Below are 13,502 nucleotides of genomic sequence, written 5' to 3' on the forward strand. Positions count from 1 at the left end.
AAAATGATAAAAAAAATAATACATAGACTTGAAAGCCTCACTGATTTAGCACAAATTAAGCTGACCAACAAGCAGTTTATTTTTGTTTCCAGTATTTTGGTGGGCATCTTAGCCGCGTTTGCGGTGATCGTTTTGAAAACCTTTGCGCATTGGGTCTTCCTTTTTGCTACCTACCTAACCAGTAATACGGGCATTTTTAAATACGGCTACATCAAAATAGTATTACCGGTCATCGGGATTATGTTAACCGTTTTTGTAGTCAAGAAATTTCTCGGCGGAACTATCGAGAAGGGAACTTCTCAAATATTGTATGCCGTAGCCAAAAAAGCCAGTATTATTCCAAGAAAACAAATGTATGCGCAAATCGTCACAAGCTCGTTGACCGTAGGTTTGGGAGGTTCCGCAGGTTTGGAAAGTCCCATTGTTATTACTGGCGCTGCCTTTGGATCGAACTACGCTCAAAGATTCAAACTGGGCTATAAAGACCGAACGCTCCTTATCGGTTGCGGAGTAGCAGCAGGCATTGGAGCGGCATTTAATGCTCCGATTGCTGGGGTTTTATTTGCTATCGAAGTCTTGTTGGTCGATGTGAGTATTTCTGCGTTTACCCCGATAATGATTTCCGCTGCAACAGGAGCCTTGGTCTCTGAAATTGTCTTGGACGAAACCATATTATTATCCTTCAAACAACAGCAAACCTTCAATTACCATAATATTCCTTACTATATTTTACTTGGATTATGTACCGGATTTATAGCGGTCTACTACTCTCGAAATTTTCAAAGGGTAGAACATTTTTTTGCTAGACTGCGCTTGAAACCGTACAAAAAGGCTTTAATTGGCGCTTCAATTGTAGCCATTCTTATTTTTATTTTTCCAACACTTTTTGGCGAAGGCTATGAAAGTATCAAAACATTATCTGAAAAAGACCCCGGAATACTGTTGGAGAATACCTTGTTCAGCAGTTTTAGAAACAATAGTTGGGCCTTGCTGCTTTTTGTGGGAGCCACATTGATGCTAAAGGTTTTTGCCACAGCAATTACACTCGGAAGCGGCGGAAACGGGGGTAACTTTGCTCCTTCTCTATTTTTAGGATCGTACGTTGGATTCTTCTTTTCCAAGTTTTTGAACCTTACGGGATTAACGAATTTGCCGGTAAGTAACTTCACTTTAGTTGGAATGGCAGGGATTCTAAGTGGTTTGTTTCATGCTCCGCTAACCGCTATTTTCTTAATTGCGGAAATTACAGGAGGTTATGCCTTGATGATTCCTCTGATGATGGTGGCTTCGATAAGTTTTGCCATTTCAAAACGGTTTGAAAAACATTCGCTTGATGTCAAAAATTTGGCTCGAAAAGGAAATGCTTTCACCAGTAACAAAGATGCTAATGTCCTTTCTAATTTGGATATAAATGCGGTTATCCAAACGGATTTCTTAACGATTGCCGCTCAGGATACCTTAGAGAAATTAGTCGATTTAATATCGCACTCTAATCAAGTGGTGTTCGCCGTTGTAAATCCAGAGAACGAATTACTTGGCGTGGTTCATTTTAACGATATTAGGGAAATTATTTTCAACCAATACCGCGTAAAATATACCTTGATTAAAGATATTATGAAAAAACCTTCGGATATTATTTACCCGGCCGATAGTATGGAAACGGTTATGAACAAATTCGAAAATACAAAAGTGTCCTTTCTACCGGTAGCCAAAAACGGCAAATATTATGGTTTTATATCCAAACGCATAGCCCTTGAAGCCTACAGAAGGAAGTTAAAATCAATGATTATCGAATAATTTATGGATTGTATGCCAACATTAGAAAGTCTATTTTTAAAACTAAAGGATGTCAAAGTCATTGACCAATCGATCCCTTACATGCATTACACTCCAATTGATTTGTCGGTTTGGAACACAAATTTGACCCAAATGGACCTGAAAAATCCGCAAGATTTTGAACTATTTATCGAAAATCATCTCCACAAAAACAATGCAAAAATCGCTTTCGGTGGCTATAACGAAGAAAGAAATCTCTATGACAATAGAACGCTTTTTGAGGGCGAACAATCGGAAAAAAGAAACATGCACATCGGTATGGATTTATGGATAAAGGCTGGAACCCCAATTCTGGCGGCGGTTGACGGAATAGTTCACAGCTTTAATTTCAATGCTGGCTCCGGAAATTATGGTCCAACAATTATCTTAGAACACTGTATCGATAATCAAATTTTCTATACTTTGTATGGCCATTTAGCGCTCGAAAGTATTGAAAAACTAGCCATCGGAACCGCTTTCCGCCAAGGAGAACCGCTGGGCACTTTAGGTGATTCGGCTGTAAATGGTGGCTATTCCCCGCATTTGCATTTTCAAATCATCAAAAATATAGCTGATTATGTTGGTGATTATCCCGGAGTTTGCAGTAAAAAAGATTTGACTTATTATTTAGAGAATTGCCCTGACCCCAATTTGCTGTTGAAAATTAAATAAAAACCACATTTATCGTGGTCTTAATTTCCAACACGACAGAGCATTCGCTTTTAAAAAAAATTGACACGAATTTGCTTCGCCTGTTCGCAATCGCTCGGGTCACAAATTGACACAGATTTCGATCTGTTTTGATTACACGAAATCTTAAAAACAACCAAAATTCGTAGAATTTAATTTAAAATAGTAATAAAATTTGTGCTAATTCGTGCAATTCGTGCGTGAAAATTTTAAACGCGAATGCCATGCTAACACCATGCTTTAAAATAGAGAATAGAATTCAATGTTGTCCGATTAAAATTGTAATGAAACTAAAATCTCCAACAAATATAGTCCCTACGGGACATTAGAGGGCGAATGACTTGTTTTTTGACTACCAATATTTTGCTCCTAACGGAGCATACTTCGTAGAAGTTAAATGTTGGTAGCGAGAGGATTACGAATAGTAAATTTGTCCCGTAGGGACTATACTTGCATTTCATCGGATAACAGTGAATAGAATTAGTTTATTTTCAAATTAAAGAGCAAAAAACTACTATTTGCATAGAAATAAAAAAATAATCCTTAGTTTTACTTTTATTAACCCGTTGGGTGTAATTCAATTTAATTTTTTTTAAACACATAGAATCATAGTTTTTTATTAATTTTATTAAGACGCTTCGCTTGATTTTAGTAAATCATAGCTATGTGAACCCAAGAACTGGGCTATCCAACTCTTTTTTCTATGATTCTATGCGTTTCAATTTTACTATTTCTAAAAATTTAATAATTTCACCCAACGAGTTTTTATTACTATTTCAAAATGACAGCAAACGAAACCACGATCATAAAATTCTACACCGCCTTTGCCAATTCGGATGTTACTTCAATGTGTGAATGTTACCATCCTGAAATTCAATTTCGCGATCCTGCTTTTGGATTATTAAAAGGCGAACAGGTCTGCAAAATGTGGAAAATGCTACTCGAACGGGGCAAAGGAAATATCGATATCAGTTTTTCCGAAGTCAAAGCCAACGACCATATTGGATCTGCTTTTTGGATTGCCAAGTATAATTTTAGCGAAAACAACCGCAAAATTGTCAATTCAATTTCGGCAAAATTTCAATTCAAAGAGGGTTTGATTGTCAAGCATACCGATGATTTTGATCTTTGGAAATGGTCACAACAAGCTTTGGGAATCAAAGGATTACTCCTAGGCTGGACCGGATATATGCAGCAAAAAATTCAAGAAAAAGCGCGGAAATCACTCCAAAAATATTCCGAAACCACTTCCTGAAATAATCAAGCATTCACTTTGTATTTCCGCTTTAGTTGTAGCAATGAGGCAGTTAACAATGATTAAAATTGTCTTTGTTTTCATTCTGATTTAAAGATATTTTTGATTAATTTTGAATACTATTGTGATCACTGCGTAAAGTACATCTAGTTTGCGTTTTGGATTAAAAAAAATAGCTTCTTCCTAACTTGTATGAAAACAAAAAACGACCTCAAAAAAGCGACAATTACTAAAGACAAGTACAGTATCTTTTTCGATTCTAATAGAGATAGCATCACCATTTTTAGAATAGATCTTAAGGGAAAAATAAGCAATTTTATTGAAGCAAATCAAGCCACCTCGGAGCTATTTGGCTATACCAAGAATGAGCTTTTGAATATGAATATAAATGCTATTGAAGAAATAGATGAAGCCATAAAACAAGCTAGAATTGCTGCTATTCTCGAACAAGGAAAAGCCGATTTCGAAACCATTATCCGCGACAAACAAGGAAATATGAGAATAGTCGAAGTCGAAACCAAACTGATTTCGTACGACAATGAACCTGCTGTGATGAATATTACCAGGGACATTACAGAACGCAAATCTATTGAGTTAAACTCCAGAAAAACACAAGAAAAACTAACCACGATCCTTCGGGCAATTCCAGATTTACTTTTTGAAGTGGGATTAGATGGACAAATATTCTATTATCAAGCCCATCGGGAAGATTTACTTGCAGTAGCTCCGGATCAAATAATCGGGGGATTTTTCCAAAATTATTTGCCTCCCGAAGTAGCTGAAATTTGTTTTGAAGCCATACACGAAGCGCATAAAATTGGGTGGTCTATAGGAAAACAATATGCTTTGCAATTGCCTCAAGGCAAGCATTGGTTTGAACTTTCGGTTTCACTCATAAAAACCAGCACCCCTTCAAATCCAAGATTTATTATTCTGGCTAGAGACATCACCGATCGTAAACTTGCCGAAGAAAAATTAATTGCTAACGAAAAACTATTAAGTCAAACCCAGATGATTGCTCATCTTGGCTCCTATTTTTTGGATTTTACCACAGGAAAATGGACCAGTTCGGTGGTGCTCAATTCGATTTTTGGCATTGATGCAAATTATGAAAAAAACATCGAATCTTGGACTTCTTTGCTCCATCCTGATTGGGTCGCCATAATGACGGATTATCTGAACAACGAAGTCTTAGGCCAAAGAATTAATTTTAATAAAGAATATAAAATACTTCGATTTGATACGAAAGAAGTGCGCTGGGTTCACGGAATGGGTGAAGTTACCTTCGATCAAGACGGAAATCCACTCACGATGATCGGTTCAATTCAAGACGTAACGGAGCGAAAAATAGCCGAAAAAGCCCTCAAAAAAAGCGAAGAAAAACTGAAAAATATTTTCAATTTGGCCAATTCTGGAATTATTGTGGCTGACATTGAAGGTAATTTTTTAGAATTCAACAATTGGTGGTTGAAAATGACGGGATACACTCGCGAAGAGTACAGCAAAATGAAGAATTTTGGGGTAACGCACCCAGAAGACATCGAGAAAAGTAAATTTTGGTTAAAAAAAATACATACGGGTGAAATCGATAAATATCAAATAGAAAAACGATACATTCGAAAAGATAAATCTATATTTTGGGGCGAATCCTCTGTTTCGGCCATTAAAGACAAAAACAATCAAATCACCAGCACCATTGGTATCGTAACCGATATTACGGAGCGAAAATTGGCTGAGGAATTATTGCGCGAAAGCGAAGAAAAATACCGCGGACTTGTTGAAAATTCTCCCGATGGCATTGTGACTTATGTTCAGGACAAAATTACGTATGTGAATGCAGAGGGCTTGCGAATTGTTGGCGCAAATACTGCCGATCAAATCCTTGGAAAATGCGTATTAGAATTCATTCATCCGGATAGTATTGAAAGTGTCATTCAAAGAATGAAAGAAGTCATAATGGATGAAAACGCTTCTCAAATCGTGGAAGAAAAACTCCTGACCTTACAAGGCGAAACCGTATATGCCGAATTAAAAGCGATTCCTACCGTTTTCGAACATCAAAATGCTGTACAAGTCATCATTCACGATATTACCGAGCGCAAACGAACGCAGGATAAAATCAAACAACTTTCGCAAGCGGTCGAGCAAAGTCCAGTGGCTATCGTAATTACCAATACTTTGGGGAATATTGAATATGTCAACCCCAAATTTATCGAAACTACCGGATACACATTTCAGGAAAGTATAGGCAAAAATCCGCGAATATTAAAATCAGGTCATACCAGTCTGGAAGAATACAAACATTTATGGCAGACCATTTCTTCTGGCAGTGAATGGTTTGGAGAGTTTCATAACAAGAAAAAAGATGGCACACTGTATTGGGAGTCTGCCTCTATTTCGCCTATTTTAAATTCACAAGGAATTACCACACATTATATCGCTATCAAGGAGGATATCACCGAACGGAAGTTGATTGAGCAACAATTAATCAAAGCCAAAGAAAAAGCCGAAGAAAGTGACCGATTAAAATTGGCTTTCTTAGCCAATATGAGTCACGAGATTCGCACGCCGATGAATGGTATTCTGGGTTTTACTGAATTATTAAAAGACAAAAGTTTATCCAACGATATACAGCAAGAATACATCAAAATCATTGAGAAAAGTGGCAAACGTATGCTCAATATAATCAATGATATCATTAGTATTTCAAAAGTAGAATCAGGACAAATTGAGGTTACTTCCTCTGAAACCAATGTAAATGAACAAATAGAGTACTTATTCACGTTTTTCAAACCGGAAGCCTCGCAAAAAAATATTACGCTTCGATTGACAAAAGAATTAGCAGAGCATCACTCCTATATCCATACCGATCGAGAAAAATTATATGCCATTCTCACCAACCTGATCAAAAACGCAATCAAATTTACAAATGAAGGATTCATTGAATTTGGCTGTGCAAAAAAGGGCGATTATTTAGAGTTTTTCGTGAAAGATTCTGGCTTAGGCATCTCCGATTCACAAAAGAAAATCATTTTCGAACGATTTAGACAAGCCAATGATACTATTGGCCGAACACACGAAGGTTCCGGTTTAGGTTTGGCTATTTCTAAAGCCTATGTCGAAATGTTAGGCGGAAAAATTTGGGTCGAAAGCCAAGAAGCCATTGGAAGTACTTTCTATTTTACCTTGCCCTACCATTCGGACTATATTCCTGAGGCAAAAATCCAGATCGAACAAACCAATGACGCTGAAAATGAGGAAAACAAAATCAATAACTTGAAGGTTCTCATTGTGGAAGACGACCCGATATCTAAACTTCTTATCACTATTGCGGTAAAACCTTTTAGTAATAATATTCTAAAAGTAAGCACTGGTTTTGAAGCCATAGAAGCCTGCCGAAATAATCCCGATATCGATTTGGTTATGATGGACATCAATATGCCTGAATTGGGCGGTTATGAGGCGACCCAGCAAATCAGGAAATTCAACAAAGACCTAGTAATTATTGCCCAAACCGCCAACGGCATGCAAAGCGATCACGATCAGGCCATCGCAGCTGGCTGTACCGATTACATTTCTAAACCCATAAACATCAGCTCTTTGAGCAAGTTGATACAAAAGTATTTTAGTAAAATAAAAGGTGGATAGGGAGTTGAAATACAATACTATAATACTTACTTGCGGTTCTGGACTTTCTAGAAACGAAACCCACGATACAAATAAGCTGCTGATTTGCTCAAAAAAAATAAATCAATAACTCACTTTCGAAAGGTTTGCATTCACATCAATTGTGATTTCTTTGCCAAAAATCAAGGATCGATTGTCTCGAATATGACCTGCAGGAAAATCGAAAATTACTGGATAATTGTATTCTTTGACTGCATTCAGAATAATTTCACGGTGTGTTCCACCAAACAAAGTGTCTTTTTCAACGTCATAATCAAAATCGCCAACGATGAGCCCTTTCAGATTTTTTAGCGCTCCTGTTCGTTTCAAGGTGTAAATCATACGGTCTATGCGATACAAATCTTCGCCCACATCTTCGATAAACAAGATTTTGTCATACAAATTAACTTCAGAAACGCTGCCAATCATCGAATTGACAATTGACAAATTACCGCCTATGAGAATGCCGCTGGCACTTCCTAACTTATTCAAGGGATTCGTTGGAATTTCGAATCCATAACTGTAACCAAATAAAGCTTTATACAAGGTTTGTTTGGCATCGGCAGAGGCGCGTTTCATTCCTCCGGGCATAGTGGCGTGGATGGTGGCAAATCCCAAATTGTGAATCGTAGTATGTAAAGTAGTAATATCGGAATAGCCAACGACCCATTTGGGATACTTTTCGAAAGTGGTAAAATCGAGTTGGTCAATGATACGAACGGTTCCATAGCCTCCTCTCGAACACCAAATGGCTTTTATTTTTTTGTCATTCAATGCCAATTGCAAATCGCTTTGACGTTCTGCATCGGTTCCGGCAAAATGATTGTGTTTTTTAAAGGCGTTTTTACCGACAATCACTTCCAATCCCCAGCTTTTGGCCAATTCAATTCCGGGTTCGATCTCGGTAGAATCGGGAACAAAACCCGCTGGAGCGACAATCATAATGGTGTCGCCTTGTTTCAAATAGGGTGGTTTTACAAATGCAGTCGTTTGTGGTTTGTTCTGATCTTGACGAACTAAATTGCCTTGTTTCATAGTTTGATATGTGGATTTACACTGCACAAAAGCAGTCATAAAAAGCAGTTGGATGCCCATTACTGCCAATTGTTTTGGATTTCTTAGAAGTGGTTTTATCATAGAGTACAATACTACTATTTTTTTTTAGAAATCTGAAAAAACATTCAAATTAAACTTCCAATCCAGTTCTTTTTGATACCACAATTGACCTGCTGCTACCTGCAACGGGCAATCAAAATTATTGGTGTATAAAGCCCCGGTTCCGAGTCCTTGTGGCATCGAATTCCGTTGCAAAAACGTCCATTGTGCGATGGCATTCAACCCGATATTCGACTCCAAAGCCGAGGTAATCCACCAGCCGATATGGTACTTTTCGGCTAGCAAAATCCACTCTTTAGTCCCACGAAAACCACCCACAAAACTAGGCTTCAAAATGATGTATTGCGGCTGTATTTTTTGCAATAAAGCTTCTTTTTCTTCTAGCGAAAAGACACCAATGAGCTCTTCGTCTAATGCAATGGGAATTGGAGTGATTTTGCACAGTTCTGCCATCCTGTCAGTATTGTTTTTTTGGATGGGTTGCTCAATACTATGTAACTTAAATTCAGCTAATTGATTTAATTTATCTAAAGCCAAAGTTGTATCAAAAGCACCGTTAGCATCGACCCGGATCTCGACTTGGTCCGGGCTGAAATGTTGCCGAATATAGCCCAATAATTGCAGTTCTTTATCGAAATCTATAGCACCAATTTTGAGTTTCACACAACGGAAACCATCGGCTAATTTTTCTTCGATTTGTTGCTTCATAAACGCTTCCTCACCCATCCAAACCAAACCGTTGATATCGATGCTTCTTTCTCCTTTTGTAAAGTCAGAAGGAAAGAGTAAAAAGGGCGTTTCACTCCTCAAAGATTGGAACGCCATTTCTACTCCAAACTGGATCGAAGGAAACTCCAATAAGGCTTCCCAAAGTTGGTTTTCACCCAACTGAATATGGTCACAGGTCCATTGCAATTGGGCTTCGTAATCGGGTCGGTCGTCAGCACTTAATCCTCTTAAGATACCGCACTCGCCTATTCCTATTTTGCCGTCCTTTTCGAGAACGATAAACCAAGTTTCTTTCTCGGTCATCACACCGCGAGAGGTTCCTGAAGGTCGCTTGAAGCTGAGCATGTATTTATGGTAGGTTGCTTTCAACAGTGGAAGTTAGAAGTTTTCAGTTATCACTTTTAAGGAAGTATTCATTTAGAAAGTGTTCTCCTTTCGGGGGTTAGGGAGCTTAAAACCCTAAATCTCTCTCAATCTCCTCCATTTCGATAATGTCGTGCGCTTCTTGTAAGGAACGAACCACGGCAAGTCGGTCTGACACGGCATTAAAATCTGGTTCAGCGGTGACGATAATAAATGATTTTTTTTCTTTTTTATGTGTTTTCGAAATGGGCAAGAAACTTTCAATCTCCTTTATAGATAAGGCTTTATACTTGCTTACATCGACAATGATATTGCTTTTTTGAAACGATTTGTACTCGTTAGTCAATTTCAAACGAAATGAATCCAAATCACCTTGAGTATCTTTTAGGATAACAGTATGCCCTTTTTGTTCTACCTTCATGACGTTAAAATTTAAAGTATTGCTAATGTACAAAGAAAACTTGTGCTTTGAAAATGGATAGCGCAATAATAATTATTGAATTTTGGATGCCAACAAATAAATTACCGCCATTCGAATGGCCACTCCATTTTCGACTTGGTTCAAAATTACCGATTGCTTGGAATCGGCAACATCTGAGGTGATTTCGACCCCTCTATTTATTGGGCCGGGGTGCATAATTACGATTTCTTTATTCAGGGAATCGAGCAAGGTTTTATCTAATCCGTATTGTTGGGCATATTCCCGAGTTGATGGAAAAAAATTGACATCCATTCTTTCGTTTTGCACGCGAAGCATATTGGCTACATCGCACCATTCTAGCGCTTTACGCAAATTAGGTTCAACCGTAACACCAAGTGATTCAATGTATCTCGGAATTAAAGTTTTGGGGCCGCAAACTTTGACTTCGGCACCTTGCATTTGCAAAGCATAGATGTTTGAAAGGGCTACTCTGGAATGCAAAATATCACCAACGATAACCACTTTTTTGCCAGCCACCTCGCCTAATTTTTCGCGAATGGAATAACTATCCAACAAAGCTTGTGTGGGGTGCTCGTGCGCTCCGTCTCCCGCATTGACGATACTGGCTTTTACATTTTGAGATAAAAAATGAGCCGCTCCGGGATTGGAATGTCGCATTACGACCATATCGACTTTCATCGAAAGGATATTGTTTACGGTATCTATGAGAGTTTCTCCTTTTTTAACCGAAGATTGCGCTGCCGAAAAGCTGATTACATCCGCCGATAAACGCTTCTGAGCCAATTCGAAGGACAATTTGGTTCTGGTGCTATTTTCGAAAAAGATGTTGGCAATGGTAATGTCACGAAGCGAAGGTACTTTCTTGATGGGACGATTGATAACTTCTTTAAAATGATCGGCAGTTTCAAAAATGAGGTCAATATCTTGCTTGTTGATATATTTTATTCCTAATAAATGATTTACACTTAACTCGCTCATTTTCTATTATTTATTAATTAAATAAACGGCATCTTCACCGTCCTGTTCTTTCCAACACACCTGCACTTTTTCGTCATTGAACGCATCGACCTGACGACCACGAAAATCGGGTTGAATAGGCAAATGACGACTAAAACGACGATCGATAAGCACCAATAATTCGATTTCTGAGGGTCTGCCAAAGGATTGAATGGCAGTCAAAGCCGACCGAATGCTTCGACCGGTATATAAAACGTCGTCAATAAAAACGACTTTTTTGTTTTCGACGATAAAATCAATTTGAGTTTTGTTGGCTTCTAAGGGTTTGTTGGTCCTGCGAAAATCATCTCTAAAGAAAGTGATATCTAAATACCCCAAAGCAATTTTTGGTATTGCATAATCGTTGACCAACATATCTTTTAGCCGCTCTGCCAAAAAAGTGCCACGAGGCTGAATACCAATCAAAATAGTATCGGAAAAATCAAGATGTTTCTCGATTAACTGACAGGCCAAACGGTGCAGAATGATATTGACTTCTTTGGAAGTGAGCAATACTTTTTGACTCATAACGAAGTGTTGTTTGGGATGTAAAGATAAACTTTTTTTGCAACACTCAAATTTGAATTCTCGAAAAAAAATCCGAATTTTAATAAATAAATTTCACCCGAAATCAAAAAATTGCCTTTCATAAAAAATCCCGCTAGCTAGCAGCGGGATTAAGTCTATATTCTTTTATCTATTTTCTATTCTCTAATTAAGAATACATTTTTGTTCTTAATTCCTGAACGCCTTCGTTATCCAAGTATTCATCGAAAGTCATATATCGGTCGATAGCTCCTTTTGGTGTTAACTCCACTACTCTATTTCCTACCGTTTGAGCAAACTCGTGGTCATGCGTAGTGAAAATAACAGATCCTTTATAGTTTTTTAGCGAGTTATTAAATGCGGTAATCGATTCCAAATCCAAGTGATTTGTTGGTTCGTCAATCATTAAAACATTGGCTCTTTCCATCATCATTCGAGACAACATACAACGTACTTTTTCTCCACCTGACAATACATTACAGGTTTTCAAAGCTTCTTCACCGGAGAAAATCATTTTCCCCAAGAAACTACGAATGTTTACTTCGTCACGTTCTTCTTCGGTTTTTACCCATTGACGCAACCAATCCACTAAGGAATAATCGCTTTCGAAAAACGAGTGATTATCACCAGGCAAATAAGCTTGATTTGTGGTAACTCCCCAATCATAAGTTCCTGAATCGGCAGTTTGATTTCCGTTTAAGATTTCATAAAATGCAGTGGTGGCGCGAGAGTCTTTAGAGAAAAGTACAATTTTATCGCCTTTGGCCATATTCAAATCGACTCCTTTGAACAAAAGCTCTCCATCAACCGAAGCGCTTAGGTTTTGTACATTCAGAATTTGGTCACCTGCTTCGCGCTCCTGGTCAAAAATAATCGCAGGATAACGACGACTTGATGGTTTTATCTCGGAAATATTCAATTTAGAAATCATCTTTTTACGAGAAGTAGCCTGTTTTGATTTGGCCACATTCGCCGAAAAACGGCGGATAAACTCTTCTAATTCTTGTTTCTTTTCTTCAGCTTTTTTGTTTTGTTGCGCACGTTGTTTGGCAGCTAATTGGCTCGATTCATACCAAAAAGTATAATTCCCAGAATAGTGATTGATTTTACCAAAATCGATATCCGAAATATGCGTACAGACCGCGTCCAAAAAGTGACGGTCGTGCGATACAACAATTACTGTATTTTCATAATTCGCTAGGAAATTCTCCAACCAAGCGATGGTTTCAAAATCCAAGTCGTTGGTTGGCTCATCCATAATCAACAAATCAGGATTTCCAAAAAGGGCTTGCGCCAAAAGCACACGCACTTTCATTTTTCCTTCCAAGTCAGCCATTATAGTGTAATGATTATCCTCATTGATACCAAGATTCGACAGCATCGAAGCAGCATCCGATTCGGCATTCCAACCATTCATTTCTTCGAATTGCACTTGCAACTCGCCTATTCTATCCGCATTTTCATCCGAATAATCCAGATACAAAGCATCCATTTCGGTTTTTACTTTATACAAAACCTTGTTTCCCATCATCACGGTTTCGAGCACGGTATGCTCATCAAACATATTGTGATTCTGATTCAAGACTGACATTCTCTTACCAGGTTCGAGGTGGATATTTCCCGAGGTAGGATCCATATCACCCGTAATGATTTTAAGAAAAGTAGATTTTCCCGCTCCGTTTGCGCCAATAACTCCGTAAATATTTCCTTGAGTGAAAACCGTATTTACTTCGTCGAACAAAATTCTTTTGCCAAACTGAACTGATAAATTATTGATGGATAACATAAAGTGAATTTTAGAAATTTTTTGCAAAAGTACAAAAAAAAGTGGCTTTATTTTAAACTCAAAAAGAACAATTAGTTTATCTTCACATTTCTATTACT

The 13,502-nt window shown here is 37.9% G+C and carries 10 protein-coding genes; 4 read left to right on the plus strand and 6 right to left on the minus strand.

Translation table 11 applies throughout. The features are described 5' to 3' along the window. Positions 1–3 precede the first annotated feature (3 nt). The 4 genes from E1750_RS02475 to E1750_RS02490 all read left to right on the plus strand — a co-directional run bounded on the left by E1750_RS02475 (position 4) and on the right by E1750_RS02490 (position 7,408). The gene (locus tag E1750_RS02475) at positions 4–1,797 is read left to right on the plus strand and encodes a chloride channel protein (protein ID WP_133275244.1); all 1,794 of its coding nucleotides are present in this window, start codon (positions 4–6) and stop codon (positions 1,795–1,797) included. Positions 1,798–1,809: 12 nt separating this feature from the next. Then, positions 1,810–2,487 (plus strand): peptidoglycan DD-metalloendopeptidase family protein, encoded by a 678-nt coding sequence (locus E1750_RS02480; protein WP_133275245.1) that lies wholly within the window; start codon positions 1,810–1,812, stop codon positions 2,485–2,487. 799 nt (positions 2,488–3,286) lie between these two features. Then, positions 3,287–3,760, plus strand: a complete 474-nt coding sequence (locus E1750_RS02485; protein ID WP_133275246.1) for a nuclear transport factor 2 family protein — start codon at positions 3,287–3,289, stop codon at positions 3,758–3,760. A gap of 192 nt (positions 3,761–3,952) precedes the next feature. Then, entirely contained in the window at positions 3,953–7,408 is a 3,456-nt protein-coding gene (locus E1750_RS02490) for a PAS domain S-box protein (RefSeq protein WP_133275247.1), read from the plus strand. Between the two features lie 102 nt (positions 7,409–7,510). Here the strand turns inward: E1750_RS02490 and E1750_RS02495 are convergent, their stop codons facing one another. From E1750_RS02495 to E1750_RS02520, 6 genes are all read right to left on the minus strand, one after another. After that, positions 7,511–8,563 carry a S66 peptidase family protein gene (locus tag E1750_RS02495; RefSeq protein ID WP_227873943.1) on the minus strand — a complete coding sequence of 351 codons (1,053 nt, stop codon included), beginning with the start codon at positions 8,561–8,563 and terminating at the stop codon, positions 7,511–7,513. Positions 8,564–8,587: 24 nt separating this feature from the next. Beyond that, positions 8,588–9,640 (minus strand): o-succinylbenzoate synthase, encoded by a 1,053-nt coding sequence (locus tag E1750_RS02500; RefSeq protein WP_133275248.1) that lies wholly within the window; start codon positions 9,638–9,640, stop codon positions 8,588–8,590. 82 nt (positions 9,641–9,722) lie between these two features. Next, positions 9,723–10,055 carry a ribonuclease Z gene (locus E1750_RS02505; RefSeq protein ID WP_133275249.1) on the minus strand — a complete coding sequence of 111 codons (333 nt, stop codon included), beginning with the start codon at positions 10,053–10,055 and terminating at the stop codon, positions 9,723–9,725. A gap of 72 nt (positions 10,056–10,127) precedes the next feature. Further along, the gene (locus tag E1750_RS02510) at positions 10,128–11,054 is read right to left on the minus strand and encodes an aspartate carbamoyltransferase catalytic subunit (protein ID WP_133275250.1); all 927 of its coding nucleotides are present in this window, start codon (positions 11,052–11,054) and stop codon (positions 10,128–10,130) included. Positions 11,055–11,060: 6 nt separating this feature from the next. Then, positions 11,061–11,600 (minus strand): bifunctional pyr operon transcriptional regulator/uracil phosphoribosyltransferase PyrR, encoded by a 540-nt coding sequence (pyrR, locus tag E1750_RS02515; RefSeq protein ID WP_133275251.1) that lies wholly within the window; start codon positions 11,598–11,600, stop codon positions 11,061–11,063. A gap of 187 nt (positions 11,601–11,787) precedes the next feature. Continuing rightward, on the minus strand, positions 11,788–13,404 hold the full coding sequence (locus E1750_RS02520; protein WP_133275252.1) for an ABC-F family ATP-binding cassette domain-containing protein: 1,617 nt from the start codon (positions 13,402–13,404) through the stop codon (positions 11,788–11,790). Positions 13,405–13,502: the final 98 nt, after the last annotated feature.

The sequence above is a fragment of the Flavobacterium nackdongense genome (assembly GCF_004355225.1).
GTDB classification, from domain to species: domain Bacteria; phylum Bacteroidota; class Bacteroidia; order Flavobacteriales; family Flavobacteriaceae; genus Flavobacterium; species Flavobacterium nackdongense.